Annotated in this window: 12 protein-coding genes; 2 read left to right on the top strand and 10 right to left on the bottom strand. The window is 65.5% G+C overall.

Features of this window, described 5'->3' with window-relative positions; all coding sequences use genetic code 11:
* Nucleotides 1-3: 3 nt before the first annotated feature.
* The 3 genes from ShzoTeo12_RS23175 to ShzoTeo12_RS23165 form a co-directional block, all read right to left on the bottom strand.
* Nucleotides 4-1,176 carry an efflux RND transporter periplasmic adaptor subunit gene (locus ShzoTeo12_RS23175; protein WP_318912642.1) on the bottom strand — a complete coding sequence of 391 codons (1,173 nt, stop codon included), beginning with the start codon at nt 1,174-1,176 and terminating at the stop codon, nt 4-6.
* A gap of 349 nt (nt 1,177-1,525) precedes the next feature.
* Complete coding sequence (locus ShzoTeo12_RS23170) at nt 1,526-2,536, bottom strand: amino acid ABC transporter substrate-binding protein (protein ID WP_413251167.1); 1,011 nt, start codon at nt 2,534-2,536, stop codon at nt 1,526-1,528.
* A 90-nt stretch (nt 2,537-2,626) separates the two neighbouring features.
* The gene (locus tag ShzoTeo12_RS23165) at nt 2,627-5,677 is read right to left on the bottom strand and encodes an aminotransferase class III-fold pyridoxal phosphate-dependent enzyme (RefSeq protein ID WP_318912641.1); all 3,051 of its coding nucleotides are present in this window, start codon (nt 5,675-5,677) and stop codon (nt 2,627-2,629) included.
* Between the two features lie 128 nt (nt 5,678-5,805).
* Here ShzoTeo12_RS23165 and ShzoTeo12_RS23160 point away from each other — a divergent pair, with 128 nt between their 5' ends.
* Entirely contained in the window at nt 5,806-6,240 is a 435-nt protein-coding gene (locus ShzoTeo12_RS23160; protein WP_119255621.1) for an Lrp/AsnC family transcriptional regulator, read from the top strand.
* Between the two features lie 64 nt (nt 6,241-6,304).
* On the opposite strand, the gene ShzoTeo12_RS23155 is transcribed toward ShzoTeo12_RS23160, so the two are convergent.
* From ShzoTeo12_RS23155 to proV, 6 genes are all read right to left on the bottom strand, one after another.
* Nucleotides 6,305-7,087, bottom strand: a complete 783-nt coding sequence (locus ShzoTeo12_RS23155) for a pyrroline-5-carboxylate reductase (protein ID WP_318912640.1) — start codon at nt 7,085-7,087, stop codon at nt 6,305-6,307.
* A gap of 84 nt (nt 7,088-7,171) precedes the next feature.
* Entirely contained in the window at nt 7,172-7,735 is a 564-nt protein-coding gene (locus ShzoTeo12_RS23150; RefSeq protein ID WP_318914353.1) for a cysteine hydrolase, read from the bottom strand.
* Nucleotides 7,736-7,810: 75 nt separating this feature from the next.
* Nucleotides 7,811-8,473, bottom strand: a complete 663-nt coding sequence (locus ShzoTeo12_RS23145) for a DUF6766 family protein (RefSeq protein WP_318912639.1) — start codon at nt 8,471-8,473, stop codon at nt 7,811-7,813.
* A gap of 149 nt (nt 8,474-8,622) precedes the next feature.
* A complete protein-coding gene (locus ShzoTeo12_RS23140) occupies nt 8,623-9,498 on the bottom strand; it encodes a glycine betaine ABC transporter substrate-binding protein (RefSeq protein WP_318912638.1) in 876 nt (291 codons plus the stop codon).
* Nucleotides 9,499-9,550: 52 nt separating this feature from the next.
* Nucleotides 9,551-10,435 carry a proline/glycine betaine ABC transporter permease gene (locus ShzoTeo12_RS23135; RefSeq protein WP_318912637.1) on the bottom strand — a complete coding sequence of 295 codons (885 nt, stop codon included), beginning with the start codon at nt 10,433-10,435 and terminating at the stop codon, nt 9,551-9,553.
* 24 nt (nt 10,436-10,459) lie between these two features.
* Nucleotides 10,460-11,692 carry a glycine betaine/L-proline ABC transporter ATP-binding protein ProV gene (gene proV, locus ShzoTeo12_RS23130; protein WP_318912636.1) on the bottom strand — a complete coding sequence of 411 codons (1,233 nt, stop codon included), beginning with the start codon at nt 11,690-11,692 and terminating at the stop codon, nt 10,460-10,462.
* Between the two features lie 348 nt (nt 11,693-12,040).
* Here proV and ShzoTeo12_RS23125 point away from each other — a divergent pair, with 348 nt between their 5' ends.
* Nucleotides 12,041-13,807, top strand: coding sequence for an ABC transporter ATP-binding protein/permease (locus ShzoTeo12_RS23125; RefSeq protein ID WP_318912635.1), 1,767 nt, complete (start codon nt 12,041-12,043; stop codon nt 13,805-13,807).
* A 7-nt stretch (nt 13,808-13,814) separates the two neighbouring features.
* Here ShzoTeo12_RS23125 and ShzoTeo12_RS23120 read toward each other — a convergent pair whose 3' ends face one another.
* On the bottom strand, nt 13,815-15,320 hold the full coding sequence (locus tag ShzoTeo12_RS23120) for a mercuric reductase (protein ID WP_318912634.1): 1,506 nt from the start codon (nt 15,318-15,320) through the stop codon (nt 13,815-13,817).
* Between the last annotated feature and the right edge of the window lie 2 nt (nt 15,321-15,322).

Genomic DNA, 15,322 nt, shown 5'->3' with positions numbered 1-15,322 from the left:
TCCTCATGAATCGGTCGATGGCGCGTCGGCCGTCGTGACCGCCTGGCCGGGGCGCAGGTTCAACTGGCCCTCGACGACCACCTTTTCGCCCGCGGTAAGCCCCTTGTCGACGGCGGCGGACATGTCGTCGGAGGCGGCGACCGTCACCGGCCGGCGCTCGATCGTATCGTCCGGCTTGACGACGAAGACGAAGGCGGAATCCTGCCCGGGCTGGATGGCGACGGCCGGCACGGTGATCGCCGCGGCAAGGACGCTCTTCTCGACGACGACCGTCACCGACTGGCCGGGCCACAGGGCCTGGCTGCCGTTTTCGAAGGTCGCGTGCATGGCGATGGTGCCGGACGTGTTGTCGACGGCGGAATCGATGAAATCGAGAGGCCCCTTGGCCAGCGTCTCCCCGCTGTCCGGGCGCAGCACCGTGACCGTCGGCGGCCGGCCGGCGTCGAGCGCCGCCTTGATGGCAGGGAGCTCTCGCTCGGGCAGGCGGAAGGAGACCTCCACGGGGTCGATGGCGGTGAGGGTCGCAAGGCTGGTGATCGCGCCTGTGCCGCCCACCATGTCGCCTACGCTGACGCCGACCGTGCCGAGCCTGCCGTCGAAGGGCGCAGTGATGCGGGTATAGCTTATCTGGACATTATCGGCATCGATCGTCGCCCTGTCGGCGCCGATGGTCGCCTGCGCGGCCTTGGCGGCGGCCTGCGCGGTTTCCAGCGTCTGTTGCGAGATGCTGGAGCCGAGGAGGGATTTTGCCCGGTCGAGCTCGGCCATGGCGCTGGCAAGCCCCGCCTCGTCTTTGGCTAGGGTCGCCTGATCGCGCGCCAGTTGCGCCTGCAGCGCACGGTCGTCCAGCATGAAGAGGAGGTCACCAGCCTTGACGATCTGACCGTCCTTCACATGGATTTCGGTGATCTGGCTGGAGACGCGGGCGCTGATCGCCGTGGTGGCCGGCGCCTGCACGGTGGCGAAGGTCTGCACCTTCAAGGGGAAATCCCGGGCGACGGCGGCCGCGACGACGACCGCGGGCTTGCCGATGTTGCGACGGACAGCGGAGGCGGGGGCGGCGTTCTCGGCATGCGTGGCGCCCGAGAGCGAGCCGCTGCTCCAGTTCGCCCCCAGAAAGACGCCGGCCGCCATGCACAGCACGCCCGCAACGACCGCCTTTGCCCATCGCGCCATGACCCGTGCTCCTTGCCGGCCTTGCCGGGCAAATGTTGAACCGGTCAGAATGTGCCGTCAGACTCTAGGCATAATTGTGGTGACAATTTTGGGTGAAGGTTACCCTTTAAGAAAGGCATAATACGTATAAATTTCAATTTGTTACATATACTAAGTTTGTCTATTGATTTAGGAATATGGCGGCTTCCGGATTGTGAAATCTTGTCCACCTAATTCCATTCAGGCGTGTATCGCCGAAAATGGGGCCACCAGACATAAACCGGATGGCGGCTGGAGGCGCCATCCCGCCGCCAAAAAGCGCTTCGCCGCAGCGTCGAGCCACGGCGAAGGTTTTCCCGATTCTCGGCCGTCAGCGGGCCGGCGGCGCGTACATCAGGCCGCCGTCGCTCCAGAGGCGGTTGAGACCGCGATCGATCTTGAGCGGGCTCTCCTTGCCGAGATGGCGCTCGAAGATCTCGCCGTAATTGCCGACGGCGGCAACGGCGTTGTAGGCCCACTTGGGGTCGAGGCCGAGCGTCTTGCCGGCTTCGCTCTCGATGCCGAGGAAGCGCTTCTGGGCGACCGTGCCGCTTTCGAGAAGCGAGGCGGCATTCTCCCGGGTGATGCCCATCTCCTCCGCCTCGATCAGCGAGAAGAGCGTCCAGCGCACGATCTTGAACCATTGGTCGTCGCCCTGGCGCACGGCCGGGCCGAGCGGCTCCTTGGAGATGACTTCGGGCAGGACCACGAAGCGGTCCGGGTCGTTGAGCGTCAGGCGCTGGGCGTAGAGCGCGGAGGCATCGGTGGAATAGACGTCGCAGCGGCCCGTATTGAAGGCCTGCACGGTCTGGTCCGGCTTCTCGAAGGCGATGACCTGGTATTCGATCTTGTTGGCGCTGAAATAGTCGGCCATGTTCTGCTCGGTCGTCGTGCCGGTTTCCGTGCAGACGGAGGCGCCCGAGATTTCCTTGACGCTCTTCACGCCGAGGTCCTTGTTGATCATGAAGGCCTGGCCGTCATAGTAGGCGACGCCGACGAAGCTCATGCCGAGATCGGTGTCGCGCGAGAGCGTCCACGTCGTCTGGCGCGAGAGAAGATCGACCTCGCCCGATTGCAGCGCGGTGAAGCGGTCCTTGGTGGAAAGCGGCACATAGGCCACCTTGTCCGGATTGCCGAGCGTCACGGCGGCGACGGCGCGGCAGAAGTCGACGTCGAAGCCGCCCCATTTCCCGTCCTTGTCCGGCACCGAAAAGCCGAGCACGCCCTGGCTGACGCCGCAGCGCACCTCGCCCCGCTCCTTGATGATGTCGAACGTGCCGGCGTGTGCGGCCGTGCCGGCGGCAAGCGCCGCTGCGGCCATGGCCAGAACTTTCAGTTTCATGGGTTCCTCCTCCGTTGTTTGGATATGCGTCATCCCGGCCGGAAAAGGGCTTTCCCGGCTCAGGCTATTCGGTCCTTGGTGTGGCTTGCCTTAGCCGAGCGTCCTTGCGACGTCGGCGAAGGTGTCCTCGAGAACGGCGATCAGGTGGTCCGCATCGCGTTTCGAGAAGATCATCGGCGGGCGCATCTTCAGCACATTGTCGTGCGGGCCTTCCGTGCCCATCAGCACGCCGCGCCGGCGGGCGCCGTTGGAGACAGCGCGGGCGAATTCGGTCGCGGGTGCCTTGCTTTTGCGGTCGGTCACCAGCTCGATACCGAGGAAGAGGCCGAGGCCGCGCACGTCGCCGATCACCTCGTGGCGCTTCTGCATGTCGCGGAAGGCGTCCATCAGGTAGTTGCCCATCGCGAGCGCATTGCCGCGCAGATCCTGGCTTTCGATGACGTCGAGCACGGCAAGCCCGATGGCGCAGGAGACCGGGTTGCCGCCGAAGGTGTTGAAATATTCCATGCCGTTGTTGAAGCTCTCGGTGACCTCGCGGGTCGTCACCACGGCGGCCATCGGATGGCCGTCACCGATCGGCTTGCCCATGGTCACGATATCGGGAACGACGCCCTGCGTCTCGAAGGCCCACCAATGGCTGCCGACGCGGCCGAAGCCGACCTGCACCTCGTCCGCGATGCAGACGCCGCCCGCCTCGCGCACCAGCCGGTAGACCTCCCTGAGATAGCCTTCCGGCAGGAAGACCTGGCCGGCGACGCTCGGAATGGATTCGGCGATGAAGAAGCCGGGACCTTCGCCCTTCGCCTGCATGGCGGAAATCAGCTCCGCGACGCTTTCGGCAAAGCGCCTGCCGTGTTCCTCGAGCGGCCAGTCGGCCGGCGCGCGGTAGCTGTCCGGGACAGTCGCGACATGGACATGCGGCTTCGGCCCCTTGCCGCCCTTGCGGCGGAACTTGTAGGGGCTGATGTCGATCAGCTCCTGCGTCGTGCCGTGATAGGACCAGTCGAGCGTGATGGCGTTCTCGCGGCCGGTATGGGCGCGCATCATGCGTAGCGCAAGGCTGTTGGCCTCCGAGCCGCTGTTGACGAAGCCGGCGACCGTCAGCTCCTTCGGCAGCGTCGCCGTCAGGCGCTCGGCATAGGCGACGATATTGTCGTGCAGGTAGCGGGTATTGGTGTTGAGCGTTCCGGCCTGCTTGGCCATCGCCTCCACCACGGCCGGATGGGCATGGCCGATGTGGCAGACATTGTTGAAGCAGTCGAGATAGGCCCGCCCGCCGTCGTCGATCAGCCAGACGCCTTCGCCGCGCACGAACTTGATCGGCTTTTCGTAGGAGATGGAGAGGTTCGGCAGAAGCAGCTCGCGCCGCATCCTGACGATCTCCTCATGCGAGCGGCCCTCCCGCTCGTAGAATTCCCGCGCGATGCCGCCGAAGGTGCGGGCATCGGGGAAGAGTTCGGCCCAGACGTCGAGATAGCGCGGCTCGCCGACGCCGAGGATCTCGGTGGCCGAAAGGTCCGTGTCGGTGGAAAGCTGGAGGTGGAGGTGCGGCGCCCAGCCGCCGTTTTCCGACGGTGCGCCCATTTCGCCGACCAGCGCACCGGCCTGCAGCCGGTCGCCGGCCTTGAGGCGGTTCATGGCCTCATGGGCGAGATGGCCCCAGAGGGAGATGAAGGGCGGGCAGCCCTCCGGCTCGTGCCGAAGCGCGATCAGGCAGCCATAGCCGAGCGGGTCCTTCTCGATCTCGACGCTGACGACGGTGGCGGCAAGCGGCGTGAAGACTTTGGTGCCTGCCGCCATGAAGAGGTCGAGGCCGAGATGGTGCGTGCGGCGCGTTCCCTCGATGAAGCGCGAGACGAACATCTCGCCGGCATAGACCGTGCGCTCTTCGCCCCACGGGCCGATGCCGAGCTCGATGCCGTTTTCGCGGCAATAGGCGTCCCAGATGGTCTGTGCCGCGTCCGGCTGCTGGGCGGCGGACTTGACCGTCATCGGATGGGCCGGGTCGCCATAGGGTACCAGTGCGGCCGGATAGGTCGCCGCCGGGCGTTCGAGCAGCGGCGCCAGGGTCTTGCGGTTGGCCGCGAGCCAGTCGATGACGGTGCGCGCACCGGGCGCGGCCTCGAAGCCGCAGGCCTTGCGCAGGATCGCGGTGGCAAAGCGCGGGTTCATGCGGTCGAGCTTGCGCAGCAGCGTCCAGGCAGGCCGTTCGCTGATCGCAAGATAGGGGTTGTCGTCGGTATGGGCGCGGCGCGAGGCGGATATCGTGACCGAGGTGACGAGGCGGATGGCGATGAGGTCGTAGAGAAGATCGACCTCCTCTTCCAGAAGCGGATATTCCGCATGGAAGCCGCGGGCGATGGCGGCGGCCGCGCCGATCGGATCGGCATGGTCGAGGCCGGCATAGGCGGCGGCGATGGCGACTTCCGCGATCAGCGGTGCATGGAGTGCATCGCCGAAATCGATGAGGCCCGAAACGCGATCCGGATCGGCCGCATCGACCAGCACGTTCCAGTCATTGGCATCGTTATGGATGACGGCGGCGCGCAGGGTCGCAAGGCGCGACTCGATCGCGGAAAAGCGGGCGAGGAACCGTTCCAGCAGCGCGCGGTCCTCGGAAGCCGTGACATGGTGCAGCCGGTCGGCCGAGCGGCCGGCCTTGCGGATATCCCAGTCGAGGTCGCGCAGCGCGCCGGGATGCATGAAGCCCTTCAGGGCGGCATCGAACCGGCCGAGCATCCGTCCGAGGGATGCGAGCGCGGCATCGTTGCGCTGCGTCTCGGCAAGGGGCTGCCCATGCACCCAGCTGACCAGGCGGACGCGGTGGCTGGCGCCGCCCGGGCTGGTGACGCGGGCAAGGCTGGCACCGGCAAGCGTCGGGCGGATGTGCGGTACGGGCAGATCGCCGGCATGGGCACCGACATGGGCGAGCAGCGCGGTCTGGAAATCGCTCTCGACCTCCGGCTCGGCGGCGTTGACGAGCTTCAGGATGAAGATCCCCTCGGGCGTTTCCACCTCGAAATTCTGGTCGCGTTCGCTGGCGAGCGGCGAAAGCGTGCCGGTCAGGCCGTAATGCTCGCGAAGGAGGGCGGCGGCGGCCTCGATGGAAAAGTCCGGGGTGGTCGTCAGCATGTCGTTCATGGCAATCCTCGTTTCGCCGTGGAGATTTGCACGGACGCCGGATCGCCGCATCCGGCATTATGCCGGTTGTGCCTGCACTTTGTTTATAATAACCGTCATCTTGTCGGTGTCATTTCAGGGAGAGAGCGGTGCAGGATACGGACGCCATAGACCGGACGATCCTCAGCATTCTTTCGCGCGAGGCCCGCATTCCCATGAAGACGCTCGCCGGGCGGGTCGGCCTTTCGCGCAGCGCGACGACGGAGCGGGTGACGCGGCTCGAAAAGGCCGGCATCATCCGCGGCTACCGGGCCGATATCGGTCAGCTTGACGATGGGCAGATCCAGGCCTTCCTGCTCGTGACGCTGAAGCGCACCCCCTCGATCGGCGTGCTCGACCGGCTTGCCGGCTTCGCCTCGGTCCGCAAGGTCTCCTCTGTCAGCGGCCAGCTCGATCTCGTGGTGGAAGTCGAGGTGGGGTCGATCAACGCGCTGAACGAGTTGCGCAACGAGGTCTCGACCTTGGAAAACGTCGAAGACCTCACCACCTCCATCGTGCTGCGGCGCGATATCGAGCGGAGCTGAACAACGCCTAAGCATTGCCGTATTTCCGAACGCAAAACCGCTTCGCACTTTTGCTGGAAATACTCTAGCGGCTGATCCGCTCGAGCACCCTGTCCAGCGCCTTCGTGAGCGCGCTGGTGCCGCCTTTGTGGTCGAAATCGTGGAAGACCTGCTCGTTGAGACCGCCCTTGGTGGCGTATTCGCGGCTCATCTCCATGAAATCGACATGTCGGCCGCCATGAAGCGCGGTTTCGGAGAGGCCCGCGAAGAGCGGCGCGAGATAGGCGCGGCCCTTTTCCTCCGGCAGGCCCTTTTCCGCGAGCCATTCCGTCGTGCGGTGCATGATGCCGAAATAGGTGGCCATCAGGGCACTGGCCGCGGCGAGAAGATCGTATTCCGCCTTCGTCTCGCATTCGACGGCATTGCCGAGCACGTTGAAGATGGCCGCCGCGCCCGCATCCGGCGGATAGACGGCAGTGACGCCCTTGCGCCGGGCGACGAAGGGCAGGGGAACCGCCTGGGTGAGGTCGACATCCGCGTCGATCCAGTCGAGGAGCGTCTCCCTGCTGGTCGCCGCCACGACGCTGATTACCTTCTGCCCGTCGCGGAAGCGTACGGGGCGGACGACCTCTTCGGCGATCTGCGGGCGGATCGCCAGAACGACCGTATCGCAGCCGTCGACGATGGCCTGGTTGTCGTCCGAAACCAGAACCTCGGCGAAATCGGCGGCGAGCCTTGCCGAGACATCCGCGCTGCGGAAGGAGACCATGACATGGGGCACGGCGGCGGGGTCGGCGAGAAGTCCGCGCACCATCGCGTCGGTGATGGCGCCTGTTCCGATGAAACCGATTTTCCGGGGTAGGGACATGGGTGTTCCGTCATGCTGAAGGGCTGAACGATCATTCGCGTGGAAGCATTGCCATGCCCTGTGCCGAAAGGAAACCTGCAGGGTTCAGTAAAGCGGCGCGGATCGGGCGCAGCCTTCCAGGAAATCAGCCGTCGGGACCAGATCGAGCTGTACGGAAAACCGCTCTCCCAGCACGGTCAGCGAGGCGTCGTGGGTTTCATCCGCGCTGCCGCAGATCGCGTCTTCCAGAAGGACGGTGCGGTATCCGAGATCGATGGCGCCCAGCACCGTCGCCAGCACGCAGACATCGGTTTCGCCGCCGGAAATCGCAAGCGCCGTCACGCCGTCCCTGCGCAGCGCCGCGTGCAAGCGGCCGTCCAGCCAAGGCGAATAGCCCTGTTTGTCGAACTGCCTTGCCGGCGGGGTGAAGCGCCGGAGCTCGGGCAGGATGTCGAGAAGCTCCGGGGGAAGCGCACTCCGCGTCATCATCGGCCATTTCCTGTAATAGTCGCGCCAGGCGCCGCATGCGTCTTCGGCCGTCTCCGGCGGCATGAAGCGGGTGAAGATCGTTCGCTCGCTGTGCCGCCCGGAGACTTCGACGACCTCATCCTTTACCCTCTCCATCCATGGGACGTGCCACGGCGTATCCTCGGCGAACATGCGCTGCATGTCGACGCAGAGGTGCCGCCAGTTGGCGCGGCAGAAACGGGCTGCATCCCAGGCGGTCAATGGAGCCTCCGAGGGCTAGTCGCCCGTCTGCGAATGCGGGGCGGCGACGGGCTTCGATTCCGGCGACCCGCGATAGCGCAGGAAGATCGACAGGATGACGATGGCGGCGGTCGACAGGAACTCGGACTGCCAGTTCTGGAAGGATTCGAACCAGAACTGCGCGCTGCCGAGATGCTGGAGAAGGCCGGGCGCCGGCCGCCCGTGCAGCACCGCCTCAGCCGCCTGCGCGGCGGCGCTGTATCGCATGTGCAGGATGAAGCTGAACAGGAAGAGCCCGAAGAGGGCGATGCCGAGCGAATAGGAATAGAGCGTGCGCGCAATGCCGCCGAGCCGGACGGGCAGCGGCGCGTTCCGGTCGCCGTGGTGGCATGCGGGCTCCTCGTCTTGCGGCTCCGTCTTCCTGTCCGGGTCGCGCGATTCCGCCGAGCCGCGCTGGAAGAAAAAGGCGGTCAGCACGACATAGGCCGACATCTGCAGGAATTCGCTTTCCCAGTTCTCGAAGACGGCGGACAGGAAATGCCCGCTGACGAGATAGGCGGCAATCCCGACCGCTGGCCGCTGATGCTGCGCCAGTTCCTCGTTATAGACGGAGAGCCCGGTGAACAGCATGCCCACCAATGTCGCCACGGTGGCCACGGCCAGGACGACGGTCAGGCTATTGTCTCTCAACCACTTCACGCTGCACTCCGCCGGCTCTTGCAAATTTCTCCGGTAGAACCGGCAGCAGGGAACAATGTTCCTTCGCAAGGCGGCCGCTCAAAAAGCAGGAAGGCCCCGGAACGATAGCTCCGGGGCCTTCCGTCATGCTTGGCAGGCGGAGAGAGGGCTTAGCCGTCTTCCTTGGCGAGCCAGGCCTTGATCTGATCGGGATGGCCGGCGATATACTTGTCGACAGCCTTCTCATAGGAGGTTTCCTGGGCGTCGAACATCGCGGCTTCCAGATCGCCGATCGGCAGCTTCATGCGCGAGAGGAAGGCCGCGACCTCGGGATTGTCCTTCTGGAAATCCTTGCGGGCGAGGATATCGACATGCTCGGCCTTGCCGAGCGCGCCCTTCGGATCGTCGATATAGCGCAGCTCGTATTTGCCGAACATCCAGTGCGGGCTCCAGGAGGTGGCGACGAACCACTCCTCTTTGCGGAACGCCCGGTCGACCGTCGTCAGCATGCCGGCCTCGCTGGAGATCTGCAGTTTGTAGCCGTCGAGTCCGTAATCCTTGACGGCCTGTTCGGAGAGGCGCGTGAGACCCGCGCCCGGATCGATGCCCTCGACGCGGCCCTTGAGCTTGTCCTTCACGTCGTCCTTCTTCAGGTCCTCGATGGAGGCGATGGCGTCCTCGGGGATGTATTTAGGCACGACCCAGCCGAGCTTCGCCCCGTCATAGACGGTGCCGAGCGTCGTCACCTTGTCCTTCACCCTGGCGAAATAGTCGGCGTGGGTTTCCGGCAGCCAGGCCATCATCATGGCATCGAGGTCGCCACGCGCGACGCCCTGGTAGAGCGGGGCGACATCGGTCTGCACGAGTTCGACCTCCTGGCCGAACTCGTCCTTGATGAGCTTGGCGGCGAGCTTGGTCACGAATTCGGCGTCGGACCAGGCGGCCCAGCCGATCTTGACCGGCGCCTTGTCCGCGGCCAGCGCGGTGCCGAAGGTGGCGACGGCGATACCGGCCGCAAGGCTCATGGTTGCGAGTGTCTTGAACATGGTTGCTCCTTTTTTGAAGGTTCGCATTCGGCGGCGCGTGACGCCGCCATCTTCAGGCGGTCGCGGTGGTGCCCACCGGCTGCGGCGCCTGACGACGGAAGAGGGCGCGCCAGAGGCCGGCGCGTTCCTTTCCGAGGCTTTGGGTGATCCGGTCGAGGATCACCGCGAGGATGACGACGGCGATGCCGCCCTCGAAGCCGGTGCCGACATCGAGGCGCTGGATGCCCGTCAGCACCGTGTTGCCGATGCCGCCCGCGCCGATCATCGAGGCGATCACCACCATGGAAAGCGACAGCATGATCGTCTGGTTGATGCCGGCCATGATGGAGGGCAGGGCATTGGGAAGCTGCACCTTGAAGAGCAGCTGCGCGGCGGTGCAGCCGAAGGCGTTGCCGGCCTCGATGAACTCCACATGCACCTGGCGGATGCCGAGATTGGTGAGGCGCACGACCGGCGGCATCGAGAAGATGACCGTCGCGATGGTGCCGGGCACGGCGCCGAGGCCGAAGAACATCGCCGCCGGAATGAGATAGACGAAGGCGGGCATGGTCTGCATGAGGTCGAGCACGGGGCGCACGACGGCGGCGGTCCGGTCGCTGCGCGCCATGGCGATGCCGAGCGGCAGGCCGATCAGCATGGCGACGAGCGTCGAGGCGAGGACCAGCGACAGCGTCTCCATCATGGCGGACCACAGGCCCATATGATCGACCAGCCAGAGCGAAAGGGCGGTGAAGACGGCAAAGCCGACGCCGACGCGCCAGAGCGACAGCAGCACGAAGACGGCAAGGCCGATGAGCATGGGCGTTGCCATGAGCGTCGTCTGGATGCTGTTCGTCACCGCGCCGATGGCAGCGGCGATGAGGTCGAGCAGCGGGGCGAAATTGTCGAGGATGTAGTTGACGGCGCTGTCGACGCCGTCACCGATATCGAAAGTCATGGGATTATCTCCGAAGGGGCTGGATCAGGCAGTGCGATCGAGCGTTTCGAGAAGCGCGGATTTGCTGATGGAGCCGAGATAGCGGTTCGCCTCGTCGACGACCGGCACGGGGAAGGCGCTGGCGGCGACCTTGCCGAGGACGTTGGAGAGGCTCTCGGACGCCGGGATCGGCTCGATATCCGGCAGGAAGGCGCGGCGGTAGGGATCGCTCGCGCCGTCGCGGGCAGTCTCGATCAGCGAATTGCGGCTGACCATGCCGTGATAGGTCTTGTCGCGGCCGAGGATAATGGCGACGTCCCGGTCGTAGTGCTCCATGCGCTCCAGCGCCGCGGCGGCGGAGACGCCCTGGCGCTCGATGATCGTCACCTGCGTCTTGCGGGCGACGTCGCCGGCGCGGAAGACCTGCGAGACGTCGACATTGCGGAAGAAGGAGCGCACGTAGTCGTTGGCGGGCTTCAGCACGATCTCGTCCGGCGTCCCGACCTGCACCACCTCGCCGTTCTGCATGATGCAGATGCGGTCGCCGATGCGCATGGCCTCGTCGAGGTCGTGGCTGACGAAGACGATGGTGCGGCTGTGCTCGGCCTGGAGGCGCACCAGCTCGTCCTGCATTTCCGTGCGGATGAGCGGGTCGAGCGCGGAAAAGGCCTCGTCCATCAGGAGCACGGTGGGTTCTGCAGCGAGCGCGCGGGCAAGGCCGACGCGCTGTTTCATGCCGCCGGAAAGCTGGTCGGGGCGGCTGTCGTCGTAACCGTCGAGGCCGACGGCGTGCAGTGCGGCGCGGGCGCGCTGCTTGCGCTCGGCCTCGCCGACGCCGGCAACTTCCAGCCCGAAGGCGGCGTTGTCGATGACGGTGCGGTTCGGCAGGAGCGCGAAGGACTGGAAGACCATGCTGATGTCGCGGCGGCGCAGTGCGATCAGTTCGCCGCGCGGCATGCGGGCGACATCGCGGCCCTCGATCTCGATCGATCCGGATGTGGGCTCGATCAGCCGGTTGATGAGGCGCAGCATGGTGGATTTGCCGGAGCCCGAAAGCCCCATGATGACGAAGATCTCGCCGGCGCGGATGTCGAAGGTCGCGTTGTTGACGCCGATGGTGCAGCCGGTCGCCGCATGGATCTCGGCCTTGGATCTGCCGGCCTCTAGAAGCTCGAGCGCCTTTTCCGGCCGTTCGCCGAAAACCTTGAAAACATTCCTGATGCTGATCTTCACCGGCCGGTCGTTCGCCGCAAGATCGCTCTCAGTTATAAAAGCCATATTGTACTGGGCCCGGCTCCGGAAGCAGGGCGCTCTCCTTTGTCTGTTGTGAGCTGATGACGCTATCAGCGGGATGGAAGGACGCGCAGGCCGAAGGGCTTCGCAAAAGCGATATAGCGTCGCAATTTGGACATCTTATGACACATCGATGCCGTAATGTCCACAGTTGAAGAAAAAAATTCCATTTCGATCTCTCGTTTCTGCTGAAAATGGAATGGTTTCGCGGCTGCTCCGCAGCGGCTCCATTCGCGCGGTTATTCCTCGCAATCCGACATGTCACGCCCGATTGAATGGACGGCGCCCGAGGACGCGGTGTAGTCTCGCGCCATTCTCTTCGAAGGGCTCGGCATGACCAGAGACAGCGGCGGCATCGCGGTTAAGGCAGGGTCCGGCCGGATGCGTGACGGTGTGGAGGAACGGCCGCTGCGGCAATATCTCGCCACCATGGCCGACGCCTTTCGCGGCTCGCCGCTCAGGCGTACACTGGTCCTGCTCGCCGCGGGCATCTTCGCGGTCATTCTTGCCACGGCCTATGGCCAGATCGTTCTCAACGGCTGGAACAGGCCGTTCTACGACGCTCTGCAGCAGCGCAACATGCAGGCCTTCCTCGCGCAGCTCCTCGTCTTCTTCGAGATCGCGGGCGCGCTGCTCGTCCTCAATGTCGTGCAGCAATGGCTCAACCAGATGCTGCATCTGCGGCTCAGGGAGGCGCTGACCCGTGACATGATCGACGAATGGCTCCGGCCGGGCCGCGCGTTCTGCGTCGCCCGGAGGGGGCAGATCGGTATCAATCCGGATCAGCGGCTGCACGAGGATGCCCATCGCTTGTGCGATCTTTCCGTCGATCTCGGCGTCGGGCTGCTGCAGGCCGGCGTCCTGCTTGCAAGCTTCGTCGGCGTGCTCTGGGCGCTCTCCTCGGGCTTCGTCTTCCATCTGTGGGGCGCCGCCTTCCAGATTCCCGGCTACATGGTCTGGGCGGCGGTCGTCTATTCGGGAACGGCATCCTGGCTCAGCTGGATGGTCGGCCGCCCGCTGATCGCGCTGAATGGCGACCGCTATGCGCGCGAGGCGGACCTGCGCTATTCCCTCGTGCGGGTCAACGAGCAGATCGAGGCGATATCGGTCGCATCCGGCGAGGCGGACGAGGCGCGGCGGCTGCAGCGTGATCTCGGAGCCGTCATCCTCGCCACCCGCCGCATCGTTTCCGCGACGATCCGGCTCGGTTGGGTCACCTCGGGCTATGGCTGGGTGACGATCGTCGCGCCCATCATCATCGCCGCGCCGGTCTATTTCGGCGGTGACATGACATTCGGCGGGCTGATGATGGCCGTCGGCGCGTTCAACCAATTCCATGCCTCGCTGCGGTGGTTCGTCGACAATATCGGCTCCATCGCCGACTGGCGCGCAACGCTGCGGCGTGTCGCGGCATTCCGGCTTGCCCTCCTCGAAGCCGACACGGCCGACGGGGCGGACGACCGCATCGCCTTCACCCGCTCGCCGGAGCCCGCCATCGTCATCGACGGGCTGGAAATGGACGTGCCGGACGGAAAGATTCGGCTCTCGGAGCCGCATGTGACGGTCCGCCCCGGCGACCGCCTGCTCGTCACCGGGACGCTGGGCGCCGGCAAGACGCTGCTGACGCACACGCTTGCCGGCCTCTGGCTCTGGGGCAGGGGCAGCATCCAACTGCCGCGCGATGCCGGCCTCGCCGTGGTGGTGCGCGATCCGTACATGCCGCTCGGCACGCTCCGGGCGGCGCTGTGCTATCCGCGCGACGTCGATGCCTGCCGGAATGAGGATATCCTCAAGGCGCTGGAACGGGCCGGGCTGGAACGCCTTTCATCCCTGCTCGACCGCAATGCGCGCTGGGAGCATGAACTTGGAAACGATGAGCGGCGGATGCTGAGTGTCGTCCAGCTCATGCTCCACCGCCCGGACTGGATCGTCATCGACGATATCGGCGACCTTGCCGCCGATGGCAACGGCGAGAGGATCGCCGCCATATTCCGGGAGGAACTGGCGGGATCGGCGATCATCGCGATGGGCGCGGAGGAGATGAAGGGCGACTTCTTCGCACACACCATCCGCCTCGTACCCGCCCGCGATCACGCCTGAGGGCGCTTCAGGCCGGCTCGCCTTCAGGGGAGCCCCGGGCCACCCTGTCGACGTCGCGCCGGTAGGCCTGCGCCGCCAGCATGATCGCCCCGGACTGGGCGGGATAGGTGTGGACCACCTTGGCAAGCGCCTCCATGCCGATGCCGGTGCTCATGATGACGGCCATTTCGTTGATCAGTTCGCTGGCCCTCGAGGCGACGATGGTCGCGCCGAGAATGCGGTCGCTGCCTTCCGCGATGTGGATCTTAACGAAGCCGGTCTCCTGCCCGTCCGTGATGGCGCGGTCCACGTCGCTCAGCATCACCGTATAGCTCTTGATCGGGATGGACTGCGTACGAGCTTCCCAGACCTGCAGGCCGATATGGGCGATCTCCGGATCGCAGAAGGTGCACCAGGGAATGACCGAATTGTCATGCCGCAGCCGGCCCTGCGCCAGCGCGTTTTCCACCGCTATCCGCGCCGAGGATTGCGCCGCATTGGTGAATTTCAGCGACAGGCAGACATCGCCGGCGGCGTATATGTCGGGATTGCTGCTGCACATGAATTCATCGACCTTGATGCCACGCAGGGGGCTGAACGCCACGCCGGCGGCATCGAGATCGAGCTCATCGACATTGGGCAGCCGGCCGGTGCAGACGAGGATCTCGTCGGCGGCGATCTCGCCCTTCATCTCGTTGTTGAGCGTTTCCAGCACCTTGACGTCGCCATCGCGCCGCGCGCCGACGACGGCGGTGTTCAGGCGGATCTCCATGCCGTCGCGCGCCATGGACCAGGAGAGGATCTCCGCCGCGTCACGCTCTTCGCGCGGCAGGAATTTCGGATCGTTCTGCACGATGGTCACATGCGCCCCCAACCGGCAGAAGGCCTGCGCCAGTTCGCAGCCGAGCGGCCCCCCGCCGACGACCGCAAGGCGCTGCGGCAGCGCCGTCATGTCGAAGATCGTCGAGCTCGTGCGATAGCCGGTCTCGTCGAGGCCGGGAATGTCCGGGATTCGCGGCCGCGCGCCCGTGGCGACGAGCGCCTTGCGGAAGCGCAGGCGCGTATCGTCGACGAACAGGGCGTCGGCACTCGTGAACCGGGCGGCGCCGAAGAAGATGTCGATGCCGAGGGCGGTGAGGTCATGGGCCGAATGATAGACCGCGACGCGCGTACGGATACTGCGCATGCGCGCCATCGCATCGCCGAAGTCGAGGGCGGATTCGACCGGCATGGGCGCACCGAATTCGTCGGCGTCGTGCATGATGCCGTATATCTGCGCGGTACGGATGATCGCCTTGGACGGCACGGACCCGGCATTGAGCGAATTGCCGCCAAGATGCGCGCGCTCGACGAGCGCGACCGAAAAGCCGCGCCGCGCGGCCCATTCGGCTGCCGAAAGTCCCGCCGATCCCGCCCCGACGACCACGAGATCGTAGATGCCTTTCGGCTCCGGATCGCGCCAGTCCTGCGGCCGCACCCGCCGAAGATAGCGGGCCTCGTCTGCGGGCCTTTTCCGTGGTGCCGTGCGCTGCATGT

This window comes from Shinella zoogloeoides (assembly GCF_033705735.1).
Taxonomy (GTDB): Bacteria; Pseudomonadota; Alphaproteobacteria; order Rhizobiales; family Rhizobiaceae; genus Shinella; species Shinella zoogloeoides_A.
The sequence above is the reverse complement of the archived record's forward strand: the minus strand, read 5'-3'. Positions and strand labels throughout refer to the sequence as shown.